23 protein-coding genes and 1 tRNA gene are annotated in these 23,547 nt (G+C 71.5%); 8 read left to right on the plus strand and 16 right to left on the minus strand.

Translation table 11 applies throughout. The features are described 5' to 3' along the window. Window position 1 precedes the first annotated feature (1 nt). The 3 genes from ACQPWW_RS26120 to ACQPWW_RS26130 form a co-directional block, all read right to left on the minus strand. Complete coding sequence (locus ACQPWW_RS26120; RefSeq protein ID WP_433126191.1) at window positions 2-931, minus strand: SWIM zinc finger family protein; 930 nt, start codon at window positions 929-931, stop codon at window positions 2-4. Next, entirely contained in the window at window positions 931-4,584 is a 3,654-nt protein-coding gene (locus ACQPWW_RS26125) for an SNF2-related protein (protein WP_433126192.1), read from the minus strand. The genes ACQPWW_RS26120 and ACQPWW_RS26125 overlap by 1 nt, the downstream gene beginning before the upstream one ends. Window positions 4,585-4,741: 157 nt before the next feature. Further along, window positions 4,742-5,260 carry a DinB family protein gene (locus ACQPWW_RS26130; protein WP_433126194.1) on the minus strand — a complete coding sequence of 173 codons (519 nt, stop codon included), beginning with the start codon at window positions 5,258-5,260 and terminating at the stop codon, window positions 4,742-4,744. Between the two features lie 82 nt (window positions 5,261-5,342). On the opposite strand from ACQPWW_RS26130, the gene ACQPWW_RS26135 reads away from it, so the two are divergent. Further along, a complete protein-coding gene (locus tag ACQPWW_RS26135) occupies window positions 5,343-5,549 on the plus strand; it encodes a hypothetical protein (RefSeq protein WP_355028066.1) in 207 nt (68 codons plus the stop codon). A gap of 8 nt (window positions 5,550-5,557) precedes the next feature. Here ACQPWW_RS26135 and ACQPWW_RS26140 read toward each other — a convergent pair whose 3' ends face one another. The 3 genes from ACQPWW_RS26140 to ACQPWW_RS26150 all read right to left on the minus strand — a co-directional run bounded on the left by ACQPWW_RS26140 (window position 5,558) and on the right by ACQPWW_RS26150 (window position 7,986). Beyond that, a complete protein-coding gene (locus tag ACQPWW_RS26140) occupies window positions 5,558-6,700 on the minus strand; it encodes a polysaccharide pyruvyl transferase family protein (RefSeq protein WP_433126196.1) in 1,143 nt (380 codons plus the stop codon). Window positions 6,701-6,803: 103 nt separating this feature from the next. Beyond that, complete coding sequence (locus ACQPWW_RS26145; RefSeq protein ID WP_433126198.1) at window positions 6,804-7,283, minus strand: GNAT family N-acetyltransferase; 480 nt, start codon at window positions 7,281-7,283, stop codon at window positions 6,804-6,806. A 67-nt stretch (window positions 7,284-7,350) separates the two neighbouring features. Continuing rightward, the gene (locus ACQPWW_RS26150) at window positions 7,351-7,986 is read right to left on the minus strand and encodes an HAD-IA family hydrolase (protein WP_433126200.1); all 636 of its coding nucleotides are present in this window, start codon (window positions 7,984-7,986) and stop codon (window positions 7,351-7,353) included. Window positions 7,987-8,220: 234 nt separating this feature from the next. Between ACQPWW_RS26150 and ACQPWW_RS26155 the strand changes: the two genes are divergently transcribed. Next, window positions 8,221-8,961 carry an SDR family NAD(P)-dependent oxidoreductase gene (locus ACQPWW_RS26155; RefSeq protein WP_433126201.1) on the plus strand — a complete coding sequence of 247 codons (741 nt, stop codon included), beginning with the start codon at window positions 8,221-8,223 and terminating at the stop codon, window positions 8,959-8,961. A gap of 36 nt (window positions 8,962-8,997) precedes the next feature. Here ACQPWW_RS26155 and ACQPWW_RS26160 read toward each other — a convergent pair whose 3' ends face one another. From ACQPWW_RS26160 to ACQPWW_RS26170, 3 genes are read right to left on the minus strand one after another with little or no spacing between them, the layout of a single operon-like run. Next, entirely contained in the window at window positions 8,998-9,549 is a 552-nt protein-coding gene (locus tag ACQPWW_RS26160) for a DinB family protein (RefSeq protein WP_433126203.1), read from the minus strand. A 58-nt stretch (window positions 9,550-9,607) separates the two neighbouring features. After that, window positions 9,608-9,811 (minus strand): heavy-metal-associated domain-containing protein, encoded by a 204-nt coding sequence (locus ACQPWW_RS26165; RefSeq protein ID WP_433126204.1) that lies wholly within the window; start codon window positions 9,809-9,811, stop codon window positions 9,608-9,610. Next, window positions 9,808-10,251, minus strand: a complete 444-nt coding sequence (locus ACQPWW_RS26170; protein WP_433126205.1) for a nuclear transport factor 2 family protein — start codon at window positions 10,249-10,251, stop codon at window positions 9,808-9,810. The genes ACQPWW_RS26165 and ACQPWW_RS26170 overlap by 4 nt, the downstream gene beginning before the upstream one ends. 88 nt (window positions 10,252-10,339) lie before the next feature. On the opposite strand from ACQPWW_RS26170, the gene ACQPWW_RS26175 reads away from it, so the two are divergent. From ACQPWW_RS26175 to ACQPWW_RS26195, 5 genes are all read left to right on the plus strand, one after another. After that, window positions 10,340-10,930: a TetR/AcrR family transcriptional regulator gene (locus ACQPWW_RS26175; RefSeq protein ID WP_433126206.1), complete on the plus strand. Its 591-nt coding sequence runs from the start codon at window positions 10,340-10,342 to the stop codon at window positions 10,928-10,930. Between the two features lie 15 nt (window positions 10,931-10,945). Further along, window positions 10,946-11,119 (plus strand): hypothetical protein, encoded by a 174-nt coding sequence (locus ACQPWW_RS26180; protein ID WP_433126207.1) that lies wholly within the window; start codon window positions 10,946-10,948, stop codon window positions 11,117-11,119. Then, complete coding sequence (locus tag ACQPWW_RS26185; protein ID WP_433126209.1) at window positions 11,119-11,520, plus strand: hypothetical protein; 402 nt, start codon at window positions 11,119-11,121, stop codon at window positions 11,518-11,520. Before ACQPWW_RS26180 ends, ACQPWW_RS26185 begins: the two co-directional genes overlap by 1 nt. 139 nt (window positions 11,521-11,659) lie before the next feature. Then, window positions 11,660-12,232: a GNAT family N-acetyltransferase gene (locus ACQPWW_RS26190; protein WP_433126210.1), complete on the plus strand. Its 573-nt coding sequence runs from the start codon at window positions 11,660-11,662 to the stop codon at window positions 12,230-12,232. Between the two features lie 787 nt (window positions 12,233-13,019). After that, window positions 13,020-14,435 (plus strand): RICIN domain-containing protein, encoded by a 1,416-nt coding sequence (locus ACQPWW_RS26195; RefSeq protein WP_433126211.1) that lies wholly within the window; start codon window positions 13,020-13,022, stop codon window positions 14,433-14,435. A 32-nt stretch (window positions 14,436-14,467) separates the two neighbouring features. Here ACQPWW_RS26195 and ACQPWW_RS26200 read toward each other — a convergent pair. From ACQPWW_RS26200 to ACQPWW_RS26230, 7 genes are all read right to left on the minus strand, one after another. Next, window positions 14,468-14,539, minus strand: a tRNA-Val gene (locus ACQPWW_RS26200). A 77-nt stretch (window positions 14,540-14,616) separates the two neighbouring features. Then, a complete protein-coding gene (locus tag ACQPWW_RS26205) occupies window positions 14,617-15,081 on the minus strand; it encodes a peroxiredoxin (RefSeq protein WP_433126212.1) in 465 nt (154 codons plus the stop codon). Between the two features lie 84 nt (window positions 15,082-15,165). After that, window positions 15,166-15,603 carry a DUF3052 domain-containing protein gene (locus ACQPWW_RS26210; RefSeq protein WP_110565654.1) on the minus strand — a complete coding sequence of 146 codons (438 nt, stop codon included), beginning with the start codon at window positions 15,601-15,603 and terminating at the stop codon, window positions 15,166-15,168. Between the two features lie 112 nt (window positions 15,604-15,715). Then, window positions 15,716-18,280, minus strand: coding sequence for a thiamine pyrophosphate-dependent enzyme (locus ACQPWW_RS26215; protein WP_433134569.1), 2,565 nt, complete (start codon window positions 18,278-18,280; stop codon window positions 15,716-15,718). 210 nt (window positions 18,281-18,490) lie between these two features. After that, window positions 18,491-18,895, minus strand: a complete 405-nt coding sequence (locus tag ACQPWW_RS26220) for a MarR family winged helix-turn-helix transcriptional regulator (RefSeq protein ID WP_433134571.1) — start codon at window positions 18,893-18,895, stop codon at window positions 18,491-18,493. A gap of 656 nt (window positions 18,896-19,551) precedes the next feature. Then, on the minus strand, window positions 19,552-19,956 hold the full coding sequence (locus ACQPWW_RS26225; RefSeq protein ID WP_433126213.1) for a YjbQ family protein: 405 nt from the start codon (window positions 19,954-19,956) through the stop codon (window positions 19,552-19,554). A gap of 26 nt (window positions 19,957-19,982) precedes the next feature. Further along, on the minus strand, window positions 19,983-20,492 hold the full coding sequence (locus ACQPWW_RS26230; protein ID WP_433126215.1) for a hypothetical protein: 510 nt from the start codon (window positions 20,490-20,492) through the stop codon (window positions 19,983-19,985). A gap of 170 nt (window positions 20,493-20,662) precedes the next feature. Between ACQPWW_RS26230 and aceE the strand changes: the two genes are divergently transcribed. Further along, window positions 20,663-23,401: a pyruvate dehydrogenase (acetyl-transferring), homodimeric type gene (gene aceE / locus ACQPWW_RS26235; RefSeq protein ID WP_433126216.1), complete on the plus strand. Its 2,739-nt coding sequence runs from the start codon at window positions 20,663-20,665 to the stop codon at window positions 23,399-23,401. Window positions 23,402-23,547 lie beyond the last annotated feature (146 nt).

The following is a 23,547-nucleotide window of genomic DNA, read 5'->3' on the forward strand; positions in this document are numbered from 1 at the left end:
CTCACCGGTCGGCCGGGTCGAACGCCCGGTACGCGCGGCGCAACCGTTCGAGAAGTCCCGGCCCGCCGATGGCCGGCGCTGGCGCTCCGAGCTGGCGCAGCAGGAGATCGGGGCCGGTGGCCAGTCGGGGTGGCCGATCGGGCAGCGGCACCGGCGGCATCCAGAACCGGTCCGCGGATTCGGCAAGCGGCGTCGCCGGCAGCCCGGCGAGCGCGCGGGCCGCGCCGACGGGTGTCGGAACGTCCACAGTCGACACCTGGCCGTCCGGTTCGGACGGTGGATCGGTCGACGCGGGGGGAACTGCCGCTCCGGTGGCCTCGACCCGTCGGGCGCGCAGCTCGGCCAGCAACTCCGCACGGGATCGGCCGCGCCAGTGCAGCAGCTCGAACGGGTCCGCGTCGAACGCCTCGGCCAGCAGGTAGAACGTTGCCGCGAGGTGCTTGCACGGCACCGCGAAGTCGGGGCAGTTGCACCGCTGGGTCAACTCGTCCACGCCGGCCGGGAAGAGCGGCGCGCCAGCGGCGACGAACAGCTCCTCCAACTCGTCGGGAAGATCCCCGGCGAGCAGCCGGGCGCTGAAGAACGCCTGGCCGGCCAGCTCCGCCTCGATGCGGGACCAGAGCGCGGCCGGGAACGGCTTCAGCGCGATGGACACCTGGTACGGCTGCGGCCGGGAGCCCTGCACCACCGCGCTGACCCGTCCGGGCGCGATGTCGAGGGTGAGCACCTGACCGGCCCGCGCGTACGACCGACCGCGGGTCAGCCGGGTGCCGAGCGCGAACGACTCCAGCACCTCCAGGAAACGCCGCGACCACCAGGAGCGGCCGATCGCTCCCCGGGCGCTGCGCGCCCGCAGTCCCCCGTCGACCTTGCGGGGGCGTCCGTAGTCGGCGAACCGGTCAGTGCCCACGCCAGCGCTCGGCTCGCTCACTACTCCACCACCGCCCCGGCCTCCAGGGCGAACAGGTCCCGCAACTGGCCGGTGGACAGCTCGGTGATCCACTGCTCGCCGGTGCCGACCACCCGCTCGGCGAGGTTGCGCTTGTCCGCGATCATCGCGGCCACCTTCTCCTCCACAGTGCCGGCGCAGACGAACTTGCGGACCTGCACCCGTCGGCGCTGCCCGATCCGGAACGCCCGGTCGGTGGCCTGGTCCTCGACCGCCGGGTTCCACCACCGGTCCACGTGCACCACGTGGTTCGCGGCGGTCAGGGTGAGCCCGGTGCCGCCGGCCTTGAGGGAGAGGACGAACAGCGGCGGACCGTCCGCGGACTGGAAGCGCTGCACCATGGCGTCCCGTTCGGCCTTGCCGAGGCCGCCGTGCAGGAACAGCACCTCCCGGCCGAACCGCGCCGACAGGTGCCCCCGCAGCATCGCGCCGAACTCCGCGTACTGGGTGAACAGCAGCGCCCGCTCCCCCGCCGCCAGCACCTCCTCGGTAATCTCGGTCAGCCGGGCCAGCTTGCCGGAGCGGCCCTCCAGCGGCGAGCCGTCCCGCAGCAGTTGGGCCGGGTGGTTGCAGACCTGCTTCAGCCGGGTCATGGTGGCCAGCACCAGGCCACGTCGCTCGATGCCGTCGCTCGTCTCGATCCGGGCCAGCATGTCGTCGACCACCACCCGGTACAGGGCGGCCTGTTCGGCGGTGAGGTTGCAGAGCACCTCCATCTCGAGCTTCTCCGGCAGATCCGAGATGATCGACGAGTCGGTCTTGAGCCGGCGCAACACGAACGGGCCGGTGATCCGGCGGAGCCGCTCGGCGGCCTCGGCGTCCCCGTGCCGTTCGATCGGCTCGGCGAACCGTTTGCGGAACGTCGCCGCCGGACCCAACAGCCCCGGGTTGGCGAACTGCATGATCGACCAGAGGTCGGCGAGCCGGTTCTCCACCGGCGTACCGGTCACCGCCACCCGCTGCCGTGCTGGCAGCGCGCGGACCGCCTCGGCCTGCCGGGTCGACGCGTTCTTGATCGCCTGCGCCTCGTCCACCACCACCCGGTGCCAGTCGATGCCGGCCAGGTCGACGGCATCGCGGGCGGCCACCGAGTAGGTGGTGAGGACCAGGTCCGCGCCGTGCGCGGCCGCTGTGAACTCCGCCCCCCGCGCCCGCTCCGCCCCATGGTGTACGTGCACCCGCAGCCCCGGGGTGAACCGTGCCGCCTCCCGCTGCCAGTTGCCGACCAGCGACATCGGACAGACCAGCAGGGTCGGTCCGGCCTCCGGCGGGTCCCCGGCGAGCAGTGCGAGCAGCTGCACGGTCTTGCCCAGCCCCATGTCGTCGGCGAGCACGCCACCAAGGCCGAGCGAGCGCAGGAACGCCAGCCAGGCCAGTCCGCGCTGTTGGTACGGCCGCAGCGTCCCCTGAAAACCCGGCGGCGGGTCCAGCGGCGTGAGCCGGCGCTCGACCGCCCCGGCGAGCAGGTCACCAAGCGCCCCGTCGGCGGTCACCTCCAGCACCGGCAGCGCCCCGGTGGCCTCGCCGTCCGCCAGCCCGAGGCGGAGCAGGTCGGCGACGGTCAGCTCGCCCGCCGATCGGAGCAGCCGCAGACCGGCGGCGAGCCGACCCGGGTCCAACTCGACCCACCGGCCGCGCAGCCGCACCAGCGGAGTCTTCATCTCCGCCAACGCCGCCAACTCCTCGGCGGACAGCGGCTGGTCGCCGAGGGCGATCTCCCAGCGGTAGTCGACAAGGGCATCGAGACCGACACCGGCTTCGGTGCCACCCACAGTGCCCGGCGCGGTGCGACTGCGGGCCCGTAGCCGGGCGCCGAGCCGCGCCGACGGCCGCTGCCACCAGGACGGCAGCAGCACCCCGAAACCGGCAGCGTGCAGCACCGGGGCGCCCTCGCTGAGGAACCGGTGCGCCCCCTCCACGTCGAGCTCCATCGCCTCCGGGGCGGCGGTGCGCAACGCGGCGTCCAGGTCCGGCCAGAGTCGGCTGGCCCGGCCCAGCTCGGCGAGCAGGGTCTCCTGTGGGCTGGTCGTCCGGCCGGCCAGGCCGCCGAGCGTCTGCGGCGCCCGCCAGACCTGCCCGGCGTCGACGTGCAGGCCCGGCTCGTCCGCCGCCTGCAACCCGAACTCCAGCCGCCAGCGCCCCCCGCCGGACGACTCCACCGGCGCTGCCGCGTTCCTTACCGGCGCTGCCGTGCTCTCGGTCGGCGCTACCGTGCTCTCGGTCGCCGCTGCCGTGCTCTCGGTCGGCGCTGCCGTGCTCACGGCCGGCGCTGCCGTACTCTCGGTCGGCGCTGCTGTGTTTTTGGGCGGCGCTGGGCGGGTTGCCAGGATCGGTTCGGTGACCTCGTCCGGGGCCGGCTCCACCAGTCGGAAACTGGCGCGCACCGGGCCACCGGCGGCGTCCCGCTGCCAGAGGTCCAACTCCTCGCGCAGCGTGGCCAGCGCCGCGGGATCGACTGTGAACTCACGCTGCGGGCCGGCGAGCGCCGCCAACCAGGCCGGTGCCGGACCACCCGGCCGCAGCCCCCGGGCCAGTGTGGTGGTCGCCAGAGCAGCCCGCGCGGCGGAGTCGGTCAGCGCGTCGAGCGCACCGGCGACCACGTCAGCCGTGGTCAGCTCACTCCCGCCCGAACCGCTGCCCACCCCGGCAGTGCCGTCCAGGCTGACGATGGCGGGGTTCAGGGCTACCGGGCTCGCGGCGACCGGGTTCACGCCAACCAGGCTCGGATCGGACGGGCTCGGATCGGACAGGCTCGCGCCGGACAGGCTCGCGCCGGACGGACTCGGGTCGGACAGGCTCGCGCCGGACAGGCTCGGGTCGGACAGGGCCGGGTCGGACGGGCTCGCGCCGGACGGGGTGGGGGGCGTGGTGGCCGGGGTTGTGCTCGGGGTGGATGGCAGAGCGGGGGCGGTGGGCGTCGGCGGGACGGCGGCGGCTCGGGCGGCTGGCGGCAGGGCCAGCGCCAGCGATCGCGCCCAGGCGGCGTCGGTGCCGGTCAGCAGCGGCCGCCACACCGCCCGCGCGGTGACGCTCGCCGCCGTCGTGCTCACCGCCGTCGTGCTCGCCGCCGTCGTGCTCGCCGCCGTCGTGCTCGCCGCCGTCGTGCTCACCGCCGTCGTGCTCGCCGCCGTCGTGCTCGCCGCCGTCGTGCTCACCGCCGTCGTGCTGACGCCGGGCAGGACGCGGCCACGGGTCACCAGGTCGGCGGCGAAGTCGGCCAACTCGGCGAGGTGGCGCAGGGTCGCCCCCGCTACCGCCGGGAGATCGTCCAGGGCGCGCAGCAGCGACAGCGCGTCGTCCGGGGCGTACACCAGGACGGGCACCCGCCACCCGGCCAGGGTGAGCCGGCCGCGGGCCGGGGGTGCGACGGTGGTCCGGATCAGCTCGGGCGAGTCGACCGGCGTGCCCGCCCGGGTGGGCAGGGTGAGCAGCGCGGCGCCGGGGTGGGCTGGTTCGGCGGCGTCGGCGAGGACGGCGATCAGGTCGGCGTGCCCGGCGGCGAAGGGGTGCGGACGTTCCCGGGGCGGTCGGCCGGGGCGGGCCGGCGGGGGCGGGGCGCTGCTGTCCTCGGCCCAGACGGCGAGGCCGCCGGTCGAGCCGTCGCCGGGCAGCCACAGCCCGTGGATGACCAGCACCTGCTCCCCCTCGTCGCCGCCCGCGACCAGGATAGGCGGCCCCGCTGGGCGATCACCCGCCCCACCGCCCCCGGCACCGGCTCCACCAAGATCAGGTGATGAAAAGTAGGTTCGGGATCGGTTCCTGACCTACTTTTCATCATTTGATCAACGAGGGTCAGATCGCGCCGGACTCTCCGTCGGTCAGCTCGCGCAGGATGTCGGCGTGACCGGCGTGCCGGGCCGTCTCCTCGATCAGGTGCACCAGGATCCAGCGCAGCGACACCTCGCCGAGCTGCGGGTGCGGCACCACGTGGTCGAGGTCGAAGCGGGCGGCGACCTCCCGGGACCGGGCGCAGGCCCGCTCGTACGCCTCGGTCAGCCCGGCGACGGTGTCCTGGTCGCCGAGCGTGAAGCTCGCCAGCGCGTCCTCCGGCGAGGTGAGGTAGACGTCGCCCGGCTCGGGTGCCAGCAGGGTCGGGAACCAGTTCCGCTCGACCAGGGTCAGGTGCTTGACCAGCCCGGCGAGCGTGGTCGCGGAGGGCACCAGCCGGCGGCTGGCGTCGGCGTCGGAGAGACCGCGCAGCTTGCGCAGGAGCACGCCACGGTGGAAGTCGAGGAACGAGCCCAGGACGGCGCGCTCGTCACCGGTGCGGGCGAGCACCGGACCGAGCGTCGGATCGATTGTCTGCTCCATCCGCCGACCCTAGCCACGAGGCGGACATCCCGCTGCCCCGCTATCCGCTGCGGGCGGGCGGCACGACGGGCAGGATGGGCGCATGGCTTCATCCGTGCGGATCCTTCTCGTCGGCGGCACGGCGGACGGGCAGACCATCACCGTCGAACTGGACAGCAACGGTCGTCCGCCGCTGACCCACCATCACCTCGGCTCGGGTGGGCTGGCGGAGGCACAGATCTACGAGCTGGAGACCGCCCACGAAGAAGCCCGCGAGTGGCGGTACCGGTGGACCGGTCCTGCGGTGTGAGCGCCCACTCAGACCCGGGTGAGAGCCTGGGTGCGGAGGCCCTCCAGCACGCCGCGGGTCACCTCCGAGGTGCCCCGCGCCTGCTCGCACACCTCCGCCACCCGTCGGGCGGTGGCCTCCGCGCGTTGCTCGCGCTCGTCCCACAGCCGGTCCACCTCGGCCAGCAGTGGCCCCTCGACCTCCCGCTCCACGCCGCGTAGCGCCGGCACGCCGAGCCGCTGGGCCAGGTCGAAGACCTTGCCGGCGTACGGCAGGGGCAGGAATGGCGTACCGACCATCGCCGCGAAGATCAGGAAGTGCAGGCGCATGCCGACGGCCAGGTCGAAGTGGCGCATCAGCCCGAGCACCTGCTGCGGCGAGTAGGTGCCGTGCAGGATCCGACCCCGATCGGCGGCGACCATGTGGGACAGCACCCCGTGGGCGTGCCGGATGTCGTCGCGTTCCATCGGCACGAACAGCACGTACGCGTCGATCCGGTGCACCAGGAAGTCACCGATCTGGGCCAGCAGCCGGTGGTAGCCGTCCACGTCGAGCCGCTCGGCGGCCCGCCCCGGTTCCCGCACGCTGATCCCGACCAGCCGCTTACCGACCGGCACACCCTCCTCGGCGAGCAGGTGGGCCGGGAAGTCCTCGGGTTGCAGCAGGAACGCCGGGTCGGCGGTGACCGTGATGGGATTGAGCAGACCCGCCTCCTCCAGCACCATCCGGGACTCCTGGTCACGGACCGTCACCTGGGTCGCGCCGGCGAGCGTCTCCCGGACCATGCCGGTGTCCACCCCGTCGCTGAGCGGCCCGACCCCCACCGCGTACGTGATCAGGGGCAGGCCGCGCTCCTGGGCGACCCGGACCACCCGCAGGTACCGGCGGGCCTCCCGGTCGTAGAGGATGCCGCCGCCGCCCAGGATGAGCAGGTCGAGCTGGGCCAGGACCAGGGCCGAGTCGGTGCGGCTGACGCCCTCCCAGGGCACGGCCTCGACGTCCGGGTGGGCGGCCCGGGTGTGCTCGGGGTTACGGGAGAAGACGATGATCCGGGCGTTTGGTTCCTGCATACGCAGGTCGGCGAGCAGGCCGGTGAGGATCGCCTCGTCGCCGAGGTTCCGCCCACCGTACGAGCCGAGCACACCGATGGTCAGTCCGGCACCGTGCGTCATCCGTCGCTCCTCCCCAGGTGCGGTCCGCGCCGGGTTCCCGCTGGGCAGGTGAACAGTCCTGCCGGGGGACCGTCCTGGGTCGCTCCGGACCGGCGACGCCCGCTCAGTCCTCCGGGGCGATCCGCTTCGCCATCTGCTGCGAGGTGACCTCGAAGCCCAGGCTCTGGTAGAGCCCGATCGCGACAGCGTTCGTACCGAAGACGTTCAGCCCCAACTCGGGCACCCTGAGCTTGGCGAGTTCGGCCTCGATGAGCTGAATCATCCGCCGCGCGTGGCCGCGGGCCCGGTGCGCCGGATGCACCTCGATGTTCTGGATCCAGGCCTGCCTCGGGGCGGCCGACGTCGGCAGGGTCACCCAGATCCAACCGACCTCGGTGTCGTCGACGCGGCCCACCCGCAGCAGCGCCCCCTCGGTCGCCGCGCCCGCCGGCAGCGACTCCCGGATCTGGCTGACCGAGCGCTCCAGGGCCGCCTCCGGGGTCATCCCCCGGTGCGCCACCAGGTCCTCCGCGTACCCCTGTTCCAGCGGCTCCTGCAACCGGGCCAGTTCCTGCTCCGTCATCGGCGTCAACGTCAACTCCACCGAATCCTCCCCTCCGTCGTTGCCGAGTGCAGCAGATCCCACCCGGGTACGCCACCGGGTTGACCGGTCAGCGCGCGGTCGGCGACGGGTCCAGCTGGCGCGCCAACTGCGTCAGGTCGTCGAGGCGCAGGTCGCCGTCGAGCCCCTTCAGCGCGGCGGTCATCGCGCCGGCCGCCCGCCCGGCCCGCAGGCCGACCTCGGCGTCCTCGACGACAAGGCACCGCGTCACGGGTACGCCCAACAGGTCGGCGGCCCGCCGGTAACCCTCCGGGTCCGGCTTGCCGACGCGCACGTCCTCCACAGTGACGAGCACCGGAGCGGTGATGCCGGCGGCACCGAGCCGAGCCTCGGCCAGCCGCGTGTCGGCGCTTGTCACCACCGCCCAGGGCAGCCCCAGCCGGGCCAGCTCGATCAGCAGTTCGTGCGCCCCGGGGGTGGCCACCACGTCGGACAGGTCGTCGTACTGCAACGCGAGTTGCCGCGCCGCCGCCGCGGCGACAGTGGTGTCGTCGAGCGCGGGCAACAGGTGGCGGATGGTCCGGTCCGCGGGGCTGCCATGGGCGATCGCCAACGCGGCTGCGGGATCGACCCCGTACTCGGCGGCCCAGCGCTCCCAGGCTCGCTCGACGGCGGCGTCGGAGTCGACAAGGGTGCCGTCCATGTCGAACAACACCGCGCCAATGCCGCCCAGCCCCACGATCACCCTCCCCAGCCGCCCGGTCCCTCAAGACAACCCTCCCCCACGCCCAAGATCCGCGCAACCTCGGTGATCCTGCTGTCTCGCCAACTCTTGAGGCAGCAGGATCCCTGAAGTTGCGCGGATCTTGCGGGTCGGCGGGGGCGGGGCGGCGGGGCGCGGGTATCGGACTTGGGGGTGGGAACGAGGGGTCCGATTGCCGCCAGACGGTGAGGTCGGCCCGGCCACATGATCGTTTGCATGATGACACTGAAGGACAAGGTCGCCCTGGTGACCGGCGGGTCCCGCGGCATCGGGGCGGGCATCGCCCTCCGACTGGCCCAGGACGGGGCCGACGTGGCGCTGACCTACCGGCAGGACGCGGAGCGCGCCGCGACAGTGGTGCGGCAGATCGAGGCGCTGGGCCGGCGGGCGCTGGCTGTGCGGGCCGACGGCGCCGACCCGGGTGCCGTGCGGGGCGCGGTCGACCAGGTGGCCGCCGAGCTGGGCCGGCTGGACATCCTGGTGAACAACGCGGCGGTCTTCCTGGTCGGCGCCATGGACGAACTGGGCACGGCGGAGATGGAGCGGACGATCGCGGTGAACATCCGGGCGCCGTACGTCGCCGTGCAGGCGGCGCTGCGGCACCTGGGCGAGGGCGGACGGATCATCAGCATCGGCAGCAACGTCGGTGAGCGGGCCGTCTTCCCCGGGCTGACGCTCTACTCGATGAGCAAGACCGCTCTGGTCGGGTTGACCCGTGGCCTGGCCCGCGAGCTGGGCCCACGGGACATCACCGTCAACCTGGTCAACCCCGGGCCGACGGACACCGACGCCAACCCGGCGGACGGACCGAACGCGGCAGCCATCAGCGGATTCACCGCCGTCGGCCGCTACGCTCAGCCCGCCGACATCGCCGCCACCGTCGCGCACCTGGCCAGTCCCGAGGCCGGCTTCGTCACCGGCGCGGTCATCAATGTGGACGGTGGCTTCACCAGCTGAGGAACCCGGGCGGCGCAGCCACCCGGAGGTGAACCGTCAGCGGGGCGGGTCCTCGCCGGTGAGCCCGTCCACCGACTCCCGGATCAGGTCGGCGTGACCGACGTGCCGCGCGTACTCCTCGATGAGGTCGACAAGGACCCGGCGCAGGCTGGGCACCCGGCCGTCGGGCCACTCGCCCCGGGCCAACTGCTCCGGGCCGCCGTCGGCCAGCAACTCGGCGACGGTGGCCCGGGAGCGGGCCACCGCCTCCCGCCACAGCGTGTAGAGCTGGTCGGGGGTGTCCTCGGCGGCGGAGCGCCACTCCCAGCCGGGGTTGGCGTCCCAGTCGACGGTGTCCCACGGTGGTCCGGGTGAGCGTCCGGCCAGCTTGAACGAGAAGTAGAGGTCCTCGACAAGCGCCAGGTGCTTGAGCAGCCCGCCCAGGGTGATCGACGACGGGCCGAGAGTCGCCCGCAGACCGGCGGCGTCGAGCCCGCCGGCCTTCCACGCCAGGGTGGCGCGCTGGCGGTCCAGGGAGCCCAACAGGGTGGCGGTCTCGTCGCCCGCGATCGGCGGCTCGGGGTGACCGTACTCCTCGGCGTTGGTCATGGTGATCGAGGCTATCGGGGCGACCGAGGCCGGTCCAGGTAGCCGATGTCGGACCGCGTCAGGGAAGTTCGTAGCCGGCTTCCTCGACGGCGGCGCGCACCTCGTCGATGTCGAGTGGCCGGTCACTGGTCACCGTGACGGTGTCGAGTTCGACATCGACGGCCACGCCGGTAACGCCGGGGATTCGTTCGATCTCCTCGGTGACGAAGCGTTCACAGTGGCCGCATGCCATGCCCAGAACGCGGTAGACGCCGATGGTCATGCCGGGACCTGGCGGCCGGCGGGCGCTTCCGGCGGCGGTGGTGCCGCGCCGGCCCGGACGGGAAGGGGCCGGGTGAGCAGGTGCGCCCGCCGCATCCGCCCGTCGTCGGCGAACTGCCCGAAGAAGTGCACCTCCACGCTGCCCTCGCGCTTCCGGTTCTGGAAGTGCAGGGTGTAGCGGGCGGCGATCCGGTCGCCGTCGGCCAGCGCCTCGTGCACCTCCCAACTGGCGTCGGGTTGGTGTTTCTGAGCCGGCCGGGCGTGCGCGATGAGCTTGGCGCGGTCCATCCGGCTGCCATCGGCGATCTGCACGATGTCGGGTGTGTGGTACCTGTCGACGACCAGCGCCACGTCTTCGTCTCCGCGGACCAGGTCGGCCATGAAGGAGGTGAAGAAGTCGGCGATGAACTGCCTGGGATCGGTGCCATCGAGAGCGCGCATACTACCCACCGCCAGCCCGTGATCTCTGAACGAAACTTTACGGGCTGTAATATATCGACGTCCGAGAAACCTTGGCAAGGTGTAAAAGATGAGTGGTCCAGCGGAGCGCCACCACCGCCGTGCCGACGCCCGCCGCAACAACGGCGCGATCGTCGACGCGGCACTGCGTCTGCTCGACGCGCAGCCGGACGCCAGCCTCGACGCCATCGCCAGCGCCGCCGGGGTGACCCGGCAGACCGTCTACGCCCACTTCCCGTCCCGCGAACACCTGCTGGCAGCAGTCGTCGACCGGATCACCGATGAGGCAGTCGCCGCCATGGACGCCGCCGAGCCGGACACCGGACCGGCCGCCGAGGCGCTGATCCGCGTCCTGCGGGCCGGCAGCGGGATCGCGGGGCGCCATCCGGTCCTCGTCCAGCAGATCGCGTCGGTCCCGGTGAGCCCGCAGGCCGACCAGGAACGCCACGCACCGATCGCCGATCGGATCAGCCGGGTGATCCGGCGTGGTCAGGCGAGCGGCGAGTTCGACAAGGACCTCCCGGCCGAGTGGCTCGCCGCGGTCACCATCAAGATCGGGCACGCCGCTGGCGAGGAGGTGGACGCCGGTCGGATGCCGCCGGCCGAAGCCGCCGACGCGCTACGCACCGTCCTGCTCCGGGCGCTGCGCCCGCAGAGCTGAGCCCCGGGTTCCACAGTGACCGGCGGCGATGACGAGGGCTACCATCGCGCAGAGCTGCGCCACTTCCTCGTGGTGTGCCACGAAGACCTCGTCGAGGTCCTCGCCGACGACGTACGCGTCGAGCTGTTCGACAAGTCGTTCGAGGAGGTGGCGATGCACGCCCTACGACTCAACCTGGGCAGCCTCTGATGCGGGACGAGAACCTCGTCGGGCTGTGGGACAGCGGCCCCTACGACTACGCAGCGATGGAGTCCAGCTGGGTGTGTCTCCAGAGCGACGGCACCGGCTGGAGCGCGTGGGCCAACGCCGCCGGTGGCGCATCGGTGAGCCAACTGACCTGGACGTGCGTCGAGGACGGCGAGTTGGAGGTGCGATACCGCTGGACCGCGTCGGGCACCGGTCGTCCGGGCACGCCGCCCGAGCTGGTGGCCATCGACGAGGAGGGCCCGGACGACACGCTGATACGGACCCGCTTCGCGGTCCGCCCGGACACCCCACCGCTTGCGGAATCGTCCGTTGCCACTCTCCACCTGGACGAAGCCGTCGAGTTCTCGCGACACTTCGCGCTCGTTGCCCCGGGACCGGAGTAGCTCAGCGGGAGCTCGCCGCATCGCCATCTATCGATCACCTACGGGCCGGGTTCTCGTCGCCCCGTCACCGCCGACTCCGGCGCAGGCCCGAGTTGCACAGGCGGGCGGGAGCCGCACCCGGTCGAAATGAGGGTGCTTGATGATCCCGAAGCCTGCCAGGCTGCGCGGCATGGACGTTCGTCTTGAGCCTTGGTCGGACCCCGCGCTCGACCTTCTGCGCCGGATCAACACCCCACAGATGCGTCGACACGTCAGCGGTCCCGAGCCGGAGGAACAGCTGCTTGCTCGGCACCGCCGATACCTTGCCATGCCGGCGACTGGCCGCGGCTGCATGTTCGCCGTACTGCTCGGCGACGAGATGGTTGGCAGCATCGCCTACCACCAGCGTGACTGGCAGAACGAGCAGATCTACGAGACCGGCTGGAACGTCCTACCGCCCTACCAGGGCCGAGGCATTGCCTCCGCTGCCGGTACCGCCCTGATCACCATCGTCCGTGAGGTTGCTCGTCATTCCGACACGCCCAACAGCCTGCACGCGTTTCCCTCAGTCGAGAACGCCCCCTCCAACGCACTCTGCCACCGCCTTGGCTTCACTCTCCTCGGACCCTGCGATTTCGAGTACCCGCCGGGCAGCGGCTCCCTGATGCGCAGCAATGACTGGCGCATCGACCTCGTCAACTCCGGCCGGACTGCCGTACACGACGCGGCGTGACCGCCTGTGACTTCGACACGGGCGCTAAGGGCGGTCGTGCTGCAACGCTGTTTCGGTGGTCGGTAGGGTCAGCTGCTCGACTGCTGGTGCGATCGTGTCGCGCCCCAGAAACGCCCGAACATAGCCCTCGACGCCTGCCCGTCCCAGGACCGCATCGGGATCGCGCCTGACCCCGCGTGGGACTAGGGCCTCAGCGCCGGGTGCGCTTTCGGCGTACGGCCCAGACACCACCGGCGATCGCCGCCGCCGTCGGCAGCAGACAACAAAGACTGAGGAGTACGAGGTGCCACGGCTTGATTGCGCCCATAGCCGCGAAGGCTAACGGGTGCGGTCAACGCCGGGCTGGTGCTGTGAGCCGTCGAGTCCGGACCTACTCGCCAGGCTTGGCTGCCGACCCCGCGATCACCACCGTCCGGCCGTCGAAGAGCCACGTCGGCGGCCTTGCCGTCGGACTCATGGTCTCCCGACTACTCGACGGTGACCGCTGGCCACCGACCGAGTGCCGGTCACCCCCGACCTCGTCGTCCGCGAATCCGCACTGGCTTCCACAACGGCACTGGCCGAAGGATGCGGCCGTCGACGACGACCAGAGATGTACATTCATCAATGAATTGGTTCGGACGGTGGCGCCGGGTCCCCAGTCGGTTGGCAAGGTGTCACCCCGGTGTGAACGTCACCGGTCAGCGGTGGATGGCACCGGAGTCCGAGGGTGTCGCTCCGATGCTGGCGGCGGTCACCGCCCGCCCACGGAAGGACGAACGTAGTGAGACGACGGCTTCTATCCCTGATGGCAGCGCTCACCCTGGTCGGAACGGCGATCGTGGCGGTCACCACAGTGGCCGCCGCCCCGGCCCAGGCCGCGCCGGTCACGATCCCCAACGGCACGCAGTTCACCGACACCAACGGCAACGTGCTGCACGCGCACGGCGGTGGGGTGCTCAAGGTCGCCGACTACTACTACTGGTTCGGCGAGAACCGCAACGCCAACAACACGTTCCGGGCCGTCTCCGTCTACCGCTCCACCAACCTGCGCGACTGGGAGTTCCGCAACAACGTGCTGACCCAGTCGTCGGCGGCGGAGCTGCAATCGGCAAACATCGAGCGGCCGAAGGTCATCTACAACGCCAGCACCAACCGGTACGTGATGTGGATGCACAAGGAGAACGGCAGCGACTACGGCGAGGCCAGGGCCGCCGTCGCCTCCTCGGCCACCGTGGACGGCACCTACACCTACCACGGCAGCTTCCGGCCGTTGGGAAACATGTCGCGGGACATCACGCTCTACAACGACGGCGGTACCGCCTACATGATCTCCGCCGGCGACGAGAACCGCGACCTACTCATCTACCGCCTCACCGCCGACTACCTCACCCCGGCCACGCTGGTCGGCAACTTCTGGAACGACGCCAACCGTGAGGCACCGGCTCTGTTCAAGCGCGGTAGCACCTACTTCCTGCTCACCTCGGGCCTGACCGGCTGGAGCCCGAACCAGGCCAGGTACGCCACGGCGTCCAGCATCTCCGGTCCGTGGACCGGCATGACGAACGTCGCCGACTCGACCACCTTCCGCTCCCAATCGGCCTTCGTGCTCCCCATCCAGGGCACGTCGACGACGAGCTACCTCTACCTCGGCGACCGCTGGGCCGGCGGCTGGGGCGGGCCGGTGAACGATTCCCAGTACGTGTGGTTGCCGATCGCCTTCCCCTCCGCCACGACCATGAGTCTGACCTGGTATCCCACCATCACCATCGACGCCGCCACGGGCACCGTCACCGGAGAGGCGCCGCTCTACTACCGCATCACCAACCGCAACAGCGGCAAGGTGGTCGACGTGCTGGACCAGGCCACCACCGACAACGCCGAGGTCAAACAATGGTCCTGGAACGGCGGCGCGAACCAGAAGTGGGAGTTCCGCGACGCCGGTAGCGGCTACTTCCGGATCGTCAACCAGAACAGCGGCAAGTGCCTCGACGTCGCCGACGCCTCCACCGCCAACAACGCCAACGTCGTCCAGTACAGCTGCGGCGGGGGCACCAACCAGCAGTGGCAGTGGGTCGCCACCGGCAACTACTACCAGCTGCGCGCCCGACACAGCGGCAAGTGCCTGGACGTGGTGAGCGGCGGCACCGCGGACGGCACCGACATCACTCAGTACACCTGCGGAAGCGGCACCAACCAGCAGTGGACCCGCAGCCAGTCCTGACGTCTCTCGGGGCGGTGCGGGCTGGTCAAGGGTGGGCGCGGCAGGTTTCGAACCTGCGACCCCCCGCTTGTAAGGCGGGTGCTCTCCCACTGAGCTACGCGCCCGGATCGCCAGTGCGGCGGGCCGGTGGCTGGCAAGCTTACCCTGCTCGCCGCCGGCACCGGCGCACGGCGTACTCCGGTCAGCCGGTCGCTTCGGCGATGGCCTTGCGCCAGCCCTGCTGGTCGCGGGCCTCGCCCGGACCGTTCATCTCGGCGAAGCGGACCACGCCGGTCTTGTCGATGACGAAGGTGCCCCGGTTGGCGAAGCCGGCAGTGTCGTTGAAGACCCCGTACGCCTGGGCGACGGCGCCGTGCGGCCAGAAGTCGGCAAGCATCGGGAACTGGTAACCCTCACGGTCGGCCCAGACCTTGTGGCTGAAGACCGAGTCGACACTGATCGTCAACACCTGGACGTCGTCGTTCACGTACGCGTCGAGGTTGTCCCGCACCTCGCACAGCTCACCCTGGCAGGTGCCGGTGAAGGCGAACGGGTAGAAGACCAGCAGGACGGCGCGCCTGCCCCGAAAGTCCGAGAGTCGGACTTCCTGGTTGTTCTGGTCCTTCAGGACGAAGTCCGGCGCCTCGGCACCAACCTCGATGGGCATGCGAACTCTCCTCGGGTCGAGTCGGGGAAACCGCGCCGGCCTGCGACCCGACGGTGGACCGCCGGGCCTGCGAAGCGGCGCGGGCTACTTCTTGGCCTTGGCCCCTCGGCGCAGCACCAGCCGTGCGCCGCTCCAGTCCCGGCCGGCGTTGACGGTCGAGGTCTGCTGAAGGCCGGCGGTGGGCGCGGACTCCGCGACCTCGCTCGGCTCGACGTGCCCGTCACGCCCCGCCTTCGGGGTGAGTAGCCACACGACCCCGTTGTCGGCCAGCGGGCCGAGGGCATCGACGAGAAGTTCGAAAAGGTCACCGTCGCCGTCTCGGTACCAGACCAGCACCGCGTCGACCACCTCGTCGGTGTCCTCGTCGACAAGCTCTCCACAGCGGTCGGTCAGGGCGTCCCGGAGATCCTGGTCGACGTCGTCGTCGTACCCCATCTCCATGACGACCATCCCCGGTTCGATCCCGAACCGGTCCGCCAGGCTGCGTACCCCGTCGGCGGCCTGACCAGCGGTCGCGCTCACTGTCGCGTGCCTCCTCATCTCGTCCCTGCTCGCGGCGTCGGTGCGACGCCGTCAGGCAAAGTCCACACAGTTGTGCGTCCGCGCGCAAGTGGCGCACCGGGTGGAACGGAATTTACCGTGCCAGCAGCGTACGGGCACCGTCGGTAATGGCTTCCGCGGAGACCAGAACCTGACGTGCTGCCGGACCTAATGGTACAAACGAGTCAACTCCCGCCACGCGCCGTGCGGCACCGACATATCCGGCGTCGACCAGGGCGGCGATGACCCCCTCCCCCACCCCGCCGGAGCGGCGCGTCTCGTCCACCACCAGCACCCGGCCGGTCGCCGAGGACTCCCTGATGATGTCGGCCACCGGCAGCGGCGCCAGCCAGCGCAGGTCCACCACCCGGGTGCCCACGCCCTCCTCGGCGAGGACCGCCGCGGCCCGCAGCGACATCCGCACCCCGTTACCGAAGGTGATGATGGTCAGGTCGTCGGCCGAGCCGACCCGGTAGACCCGGGCCCGGCCGATCGGCACGTGCCCGGACACCCACGCGCCCGGCTCCGGATAGCCGGCCAGCCACTCCCCGTCGCCATCCGCGTACAGGTCCCGGGTGTGGTAGAGCGCGATCGGCTCCACGAACACGCACACACTGCCGTCCACCGCCGCGCTGGCCAGGCAGGTCCGCAGCATCGGCGCCGCGTCGTCCGGCCGCGCCGGCACCGCGACCACCAGACCGGGCACATCCCGGAGTACGGCCACCGAGTTGTCGTTGTGGAAGTGCCCGCCGAACCCCTCCTGGTACGCGAGCCCGGCCACCCGGACCACCATCGGGTTGCGGAACGCCCCCCGCGAGAAGAACTGCATCGTGGCCGCCTCGCCGCGCAGTTGGTCCTCCGCGTTGTGCAGGTACGCCAGGTACTGGATCTCCGGCACCGGCAGCATCCCGGCCAACCCCGCGCCGAGGCCCAACCCGAGCACCGACGTCTCGTCGAGCAACGTGTCGAAGACCCGGGCCGCCCCGAAACGGTCACGCAGCCCCTTCGTCACCCCGTACACGCCACCCTTGGCGGCCACGTCCTCACCGAAGATCGCCATCTGCGGGTGGTCGAGCATCCCGTCGGCGAGCGCAGCGTTGATGCTCTGCGCCAGGGTCATCGGGCCGGCCAGCTCCGGCGGCTTGCCCCCGAACGCCTCCGCCCGGGCACCGGCGCCCGGACCGCCGGCCCGCGCCGCGGCGTCACCCACCGCCCGCGCCACCCGCACCGGGCGGCGGGGCGCCAGCGCCGACACCACGTCGGCCGCGGAGGCCAGCTTCGGCTCGCCCAGCACCTCCTCGGCCAGCCGGCGGACCTGCCAGCCGGTCTCGTCGTACCGGGCCAGCAACTCCTCGCCGGTGGCCACCCCGGCCTCGACGAGCAGCCGCGCGGTGGCGACCACCGGGTCCCGGTCCAGGTCCTCGGCCAGCTCGGCCGGGCTCCGGTACGCCGACTCGGCGTCCGCCCCGGCGTGACCCATCAGCCGTACCGTGCGCAGGTGCAGCACGGCGGGACGCCGGTTCCGGCGCACCCAGGCCGCGGCCTCCTCCGCCACCGCGTACGTCCGCACCGGGTCGGCCCCGTCCGCGCTGAAGTAGCGGATGCCCGGCCGGGCCCGCAGGGTCGCCTCGACCCAGCCCTCCGGCGAGCGCACGCTGATGCCCAGCCCGTTGTCCTCGCAGACGAAGAGCACCGGAATGCGCAGCCCGGCGTGGTCGTACCAGCCGGCGGTGTTGAACGCGGCGGTGGCGCTGGCGTGGTTGACCGAGGCGTCACCGAAGGAACAGACCACTATCGCGTCCGGTGGCCACGGGTTGGCTGCGGCGCCCGCGCCGCTGCCAACCCGCACCCCCGCCCCGGTACGCCGCCCGGCGCTGTCCAGCCGGCGCAGCCGTTCCACGGCCAGTCCCATCCCGACCGCGCGGGGCAGGTGCGAGGCGATGGTGGAGGTGGTCGGCACGATGGCCAGGTCGGCCCGGCCGAACACCTTGTGCCGGCCGCCGGCGATCGGCTCCTGGCTGGAGGCGACCATCCCGCGCAGCACGTCCCGGGCCGCGTCCGCGTACGGCGCGAACCCGCCGGTGGGCGGCTCGGACCCGGCGGGCTGGGGGTCGGTCGAGTCGGAGTCGGCCAGGTGATCAGGGTCGATCAGCGCCTCGGGATCGATCAGCGCCTCGGGGTCGGTCGACCGCTCGGTCGGCCGTTCGAGGACGGCCGGCTCGGACCCAGCCAGCTGGGACCCGGGCCGCACGGACCAGGATGGCTCGGACCCAGCTGAAACGGAACCAGCCGGCACGGACCCGGGCGGCACGGACCCGGGCCGCGCGGACCCGGGCCGCGCGGACCCGGGCGGCTCCGACCCCGGCGGCACGTCGCCGGAAGGCACGGACCCGGCCGGCACGGAGCTGGGCGGCTCGGACCTCGGCGGCACGGAGCCGGGCGGCGCCGCGTTGGCGTTTGGTGCGGAGCCGGCGGCGGCCTGCGCGGCGCGGACGCAGTAGAAGGCGCCGGAGCGGTAGTGCAACAGCGCCGGATCGGTGGGGCGCAGCGCGGCGGCGACCGCGGCGTTGCCCTCGTGCCCCGCCGAGCCGATGGTGTAGAAACCCTCCCCGAAGCTGCGCAGCCACCGGCCGGCCAGGTCGAGCTGCCGGCTGGTCACCTGCGCGTCGAACAGGTCCAGCACCTGTGCGCCGGTCAGTGGGGCGTCGTCGTTGATCGGGTCGGCGGGGTCACACCGCCGCCCCGCGGCGGGCAGCGCCGCCAGCGTCTCCCGGAACCGGTCGTCGAGATCTTGCGGGGTTGTCACGAGGGACAGCATTACCGACGGGAGCCCTGGTCGCCCAGTGGGACACGGTCGGCGCGGGTTGACTCACTCCGGCCCACACGGCTCCAAACCGTCACCCCCGGACATCTTCCGGACCAGGTCACGAAGGGTGCTCAGCTCCCGATCGGTCAGCCCGGACAGGAGTCGGGAGTCGGACATCACCTCGGTCACCCGGTCCCGCACACCACGGCCCTCCCCGGTCACCACAAGCGTCTTCTGCCGACGGTCCGACGGGTCGGTGTGGCGCTGGACCAACCCGGCCTGCTCCAGCTTGTCCACCAGCACCGTCACGTTCGACCTGTCGCAACCCAACCGCTCGGCGAGATCGCGGGCCGGCAGCGGGTGGTCCGGGTCCAGCTCGTGCAACGCCCGGGCCGTGGCGGGGGTGAGCCCCAACTGGGCGAACGCGGCACCCTGCCGGTGTCGCAGCGCGGTGGTCACGTGGGCCATCCGGCGCACCACATCGTCGGCGAGACCAGCCCGATCCACCGGTCCACCCGCTGCGGAGAACACCTCCTGAGTCACTGCCACATCGTACGCAGCGCGCCGTTCCGCCAGCTCAGCGCTCAGGTTCGGGCCTACCGGCCGGACGGACATCCCCGCGCGTTCATGGTCGACTCGGAGTCAGTGATGTCGGGGTATCAGACGCCCCCGGACACCGCGACTTCCGTAAAGCCGAGTGGTTCACGCGTCCAGCGGTCACCCCGCGACAAGACGGTGCCCAACTTTGGGCGGATTTGCCGTCCTGGGAGTGCTGACCCAGCCGGGACTCGAGACCAAGGATCACGGCCGACCCGGCGCCGGGTGTCCACTCGCGCAACATCGTGGATGTAGTGGCATCCCCGGAGCCGGACACACCTAGATCCAGGATCAAGCACGATCTTGGGCGCTGGACAGGGCGCTGGCGCTGGCGCTGGGCGCTGGCGGTGGCCGCTCGGCACCAGGCACTGCCGCCCCCGGCACCGGGCACTGCCGCTCGGCCGGTGCCACGCGCCGGGCGCTGGACATCGGCGCTGGGCACTGGGCTGGCGCTGGCGCTGGACGCGGGGCGCTGAGGCGACGAACGGCGAGGCGACCGGCGGCGAGGCGACGGGGGTGGGCTGTGGTCAGCCGGGGAGGAAGGAGAAACGGACCTGGCGGGTGGGGTTGTCGCCGTTGGTGTCGACCAGGCAGATGGACTGCCAGGTGCCGAGCACCAGTCGTCCGCCGAGCACCGGCAGCGTGGCGTACGGGGGGACGAACGCCGGCAGCACGTGGTCACGGCCGTGGCCGGGCGAGCCGTGTCGGTGTCGCCAGCGATCTGTCGTGGGCAGCAGGTCGTTCAGCGCGCTGAGCAGGTCGTCGTCGGAGCCCGACCCGGTTTCGATGATCGCCAGGCCGGCGGTGGCGTGCGGCACGAACACGTGCAGCAGGCCGTCGCCCTCGTTGGAGACGAACTGCTGGGCCTCCGCGGTGATGTCTCGGACGGTCGGGCGGGACCCGGTCTGGACGGTGATCACGTCGCTGCGCATACGTCGCATTCTGCCGCAGACACGGGTCAGGAGCCGCCGCCACCGCCACCACCGCCCGAGTCGCCGCCCCCTCCGGACCAGCCACCTCCTCCGGACCAGCCACCACCGTCGGACCAGCCACCACCTCCAGACCAGCCGCTACCACCCGAGTCGCCGCCGACTCCGGACCAGCCGCCACCGTCGGACGAGCCACCGCCGTCGGACGAGCCACCGCCGTCGGACGAGCCACCGCCGTCGGACGAGCCACCGCCGTCCGACCCGTACCCACCGTCCGGGTCGCTCCCGTAGTAGGTCGGCGGGATGCCGGTCCTCGCGTGCCGGCGGCGCGGACCGGGCACCGGCCGCGTCCGCCCGGCGGCCGAAGGCCGTAGGCCGTCGCGTGCCTGGACCGCGCCGAACACCACGGCGGCCAGGCCGAAGATCACGACCGGAAGCGCGGCGGGATCACCCGTCAGCAGCACCCGTGTCCCGGGGATCGCCGCGAGCGCCCCAATCGCCAGAAGCACACCGCCGACAGCCACTCGTCGCCCGTTCACACCGTCACGGTAGGAAGCCAGAACAAGGTCCAGGGGCCTCCGTCGCGCTAAGTTACCGGCGGGTACCTGTGTTCAGCATCGCGTCCGGGGCACCTAGACGTGACGAGGGGTGCCACCAGGGGGCAGGATGGCGCTAGAGACCTATCCCACACACAACCGAGGGAACGCCTGTGGCTACGGAACGCAAGCGCCCGGTGATCAGCGACGGCCTACCGAGCCAGCTTCCGGACATCGACCCTGAAGAGACAAGCGAATGGGTCGAGTCGCTTGACGGTGTCATCGACGAACGCGGTGCCAAACGCGCCCGGTACGTCATGCTGCGCCTGCTGGAGCGCGCCCGTGAGCGTCAGGTCGGGGTTCCGCCCCTGACCACCACCGACTACATCAACACCATCCCGTCGGAGCGCGAGCCGTGGTTCCCGGGTGACGAGCACGTCGAGCGGCGGATCCGGGCGTACGTCCGGTGGAACGCCGCAATGCTTGTGCACCGGGCGCAGCGCCCGGAGATCGGCGTCGGCGGGCACATCTCCACCTTCGCCAGCTCCGCGTCGCTCTACGAGGTGGGCTTCAACCACTTCTTCCGGGGCAAGAACCACCCGGGCGGTGGCGACCAGATCTTCTACCAGGGCCACGCCTCCCCCGGCATGTACGCGCGGGCGTTCCTGGAGGGGCGGCTCAGCGAGCACCAGCTCGACGGGTTCCGCCAGGAGCTGTCGCACCCCGGTGGCGGGCTGCCGTCGTACCCGCACCCGCGGCTGATGCCGGACTTCTGGGAGTTCCCCACCGTCTCGATGGGCCTCGGCGGTCTGAACGCGATCTACCAGGCCCGGTTCAACAGGTACCTGCAGCACCGCGGCATCAAGGACACCTCGCAGCAGCACGTCTGGGCGTTCCTCGGCGACGGCGAGATGGACGAGCCGGAGACGCTGGGCGCCATCGGCGTGGCCGCCCGCGAGGAGCTGGACAACCTCACCTTCGTGATCAACTGCAACCTCCAGCGGCTGGACGGCCCGGTCCGGGGCAACGGCAAGGTCATGCAGGAGTTGGAGGCGTTCTTCCGGGGCGCCGGTTGGAACGTCATCAAGGTGGTCTGGGGCCGCGAGTGGGACCCGCTGCTCGCCGCGGACACCGACGGCGCGCTGGTCAACCTCATGAACACCACGACCGACGGTGACTACCAGACGTACAAGGCCGAGTCCGGCGCGTACGTGCGGGAGCACTTCTTCGGCCGCGACGCGCGGACCCGCAAGATGGTCGACCCGCTGAGCGACGACGAAATCTGGAACCTCAAGCGGGGTGGGCACGACTACCGCAAGCTCTACGCGGCCTACAAGGCGGCCACCGAGCACACCGGTCAGCCCACCGTCATCCTGGCGAAGACGATCAAGGGCTGGACGCTCGGCTCGCACTTCGAGGGCCGCAACGCGACCCACCAGATGAAGAAGCTGACGCTGGAGGATCTGAAGACCTTCCGCGACCGCCTCTACCTGGACATCCCGGACAAGGCGCTGGAGGACAACCCCTACCTGCCGCCGTACTACAACCCGGGTGAGAAGTCGGACGAGATCCAGTACCTGAAGGAGCGGCGCGAGCAGCTCGGCGGGTACCTGCCGTCCCGGCGGACCAGCACCAAGCGGCTGGCCATCCCCGGCCCGGAGCGGTTCGCCGACATCAAGCGCGGCTCGGGCAAGCAGAAGGTGGCCACCACGCAGGCCTTCGTCCGTCTGCTCAAGGACGTGATGAAGGACAAGGAGTTCGGCAAGCGCTGGGTGCCGATCATCCCGGACGAGGCCCGCACCTTCGGTCTCGACTCGATCTTCCCGACCGCGAAGATCTACTCGCCGCACGGCCAGCGCTACACCTCGGTCGACCGCGAGCTGTTCCTGTCGTACAAGGAGTCGACCTCCGGGCAGATCCTGCACGAGGGGATCAACGAAGCCGGTTCGGTGGCCTCGTTCACCGCTGCCGGTTCGGCGTACGCCACGCACGACGAGCCGATGATCCCGATGTACATCTTCTACTCGATGTTCGGGTTCCAGCGGACCGCCGACGGACTGTGGGCCGCGGCCGACCAGATGGCCCGGGGCTTCCTGCTCGGCGCCACCGCGGGTCGGACCACTCTCAACGGTGAGGGCCTCCAGCACGAGGACGGGCACTCGCTGCTGATCGCGGCCACCAACCCGGCAGTGGTGGCGTACGACCCGGCGTTCGCGTACGAGATCGCGCACATCCTGGAGCAGGGTCTGCACCGGATGTACGGGGACGCGCAGGAGAACGTCTTCTACTACCTGACGGTCTACAACGAGCCGACCCTGCAGCCGGCCGAGCCGGCCGACGTGGACGTGGAGGGCCTGCTCAAGGGCATCTACCGCTACTCGCCGGCCCCGCAGGTCGACGGCCCGAAGGCCAACCTGCTCGCCTCGGGCACCGGCATGCAGTGGGCGCTCAAGGCGCAGCAGCTGCTCGCCCAGGACTGGGGGGTCGGCGCCGACGTCTGGTCGGTGACCTCCTGGACCGAGCTGCGCCGCGACGCGGTGGAGACCGAGGAGTACAACCTGCTCAACCCGGGCGCCGAGGCGAAGGTTCCGTACATCCAGCAGAAGCTGGCCGACGCGGACGGGCCGAAGGTCGCGGTCAGCGACTTCATGCGTGCGGTACCGGATCTGATCGCCCGCTGGGTACCCGGCGACTACACGTCGCTCGGCACCGACGGTTTCGGCATGTCGGACACCCGGCACGCGCTGCGCCGGCACTTCCACGTCGACGCGGAGTCGATTGTGGTGGCCACGCTGCGGCAGCTCGCCCGCGGCGGCGCGGTGGCGACCACGGTGCCGGCCGAGGCCGCCAAGAAGTACGCGATCGACGACGTCAACGCCGCCCCGGTCGGCGAGACCGGCGGCGACAGCTGATCGAGCACCATCCAGAAAGGGCCCGGCGCACCCGCGTCGGGCCCTTTCTGGTACGGCCACACCCGGCCCGAGGGCGGAAGCGGCGGTGGTCCGGGGTCCCTGGCGGGGATCCGGACCACCGCCGTCGCGGGTGACGCCGGGAGGAT

The sequence above is a fragment of the Micromonospora sp. CA-240977 genome (genome assembly GCF_050942285.1).
Classification (GTDB): Bacteria; Actinomycetota; Actinomycetes; order Mycobacteriales; family Micromonosporaceae; genus Micromonospora.

Coding starts and splice junctions, on each gene's coding strand:
- ACQPWW_RS26175 (WP_433126206.1), top strand. CDS start 10,340: ATGAGTGGTCCAGCGGAGCGCCACCACCGCCGTGCCGACGCCCGCCGC.
- ACQPWW_RS26190 (WP_433126210.1), top strand. CDS start 11,660: ATGATCCCGAAGCCTGCCAGGCTGCGCGGCATGGACGTTCGTCTTGAG.
- ACQPWW_RS26195 (WP_433126211.1), top strand. CDS start 13,020: ATGGCAGCGCTCACCCTGGTCGGAACGGCGATCGTGGCGGTCACCACA.
- ACQPWW_RS26170 (WP_433126205.1), bottom strand. CDS start 10,251: ATGCGCGCTCTCGATGGCACCGATCCCAGGCAGTTCATCGCCGACTTC.
- ACQPWW_RS26140 (WP_433126196.1), bottom strand. CDS start 6,700: ATGACGCACGGTGCCGGACTGACCATCGGTGTGCTCGGCTCGTACGGT.
- ACQPWW_RS26165 (WP_433126204.1), bottom strand. CDS start 9,811: ATGACCATCGGCGTCTACCGCGTTCTGGGCATGGCATGCGGCCACTGT.
- ACQPWW_RS26130 (WP_433126194.1), bottom strand. CDS start 5,260: ATGGAGCAGACAATCGATCCGACGCTCGGTCCGGTGCTCGCCCGCACC.
- ACQPWW_RS26220 (WP_433134571.1), bottom strand. CDS start 18,895: ATGGCCCACGTGACCACCGCGCTGCGACACCGGCAGGGTGCCGCGTTC.
- ACQPWW_RS26205 (WP_433126212.1), bottom strand. CDS start 15,081: ATGCCCATCGAGGTTGGTGCCGAGGCGCCGGACTTCGTCCTGAAGGAC.
- ACQPWW_RS26225 (WP_433126213.1), bottom strand. CDS start 19,956: ATGCGCAGCGACGTGATCACCGTCCAGACCGGGTCCCGCCCGACCGTC.
- ACQPWW_RS26155 (WP_433126201.1), top strand. CDS start 8,221: ATGATGACACTGAAGGACAAGGTCGCCCTGGTGACCGGCGGGTCCCGC.
- ACQPWW_RS26135 (WP_355028066.1), top strand. CDS start 5,343: ATGGCTTCATCCGTGCGGATCCTTCTCGTCGGCGGCACGGCGGACGGG.
- ACQPWW_RS26160 (WP_433126203.1), bottom strand. CDS start 9,549: ATGACCAACGCCGAGGAGTACGGTCACCCCGAGCCGCCGATCGCGGGC.
- ACQPWW_RS26185 (WP_433126209.1), top strand. CDS start 11,119: ATGCGGGACGAGAACCTCGTCGGGCTGTGGGACAGCGGCCCCTACGAC.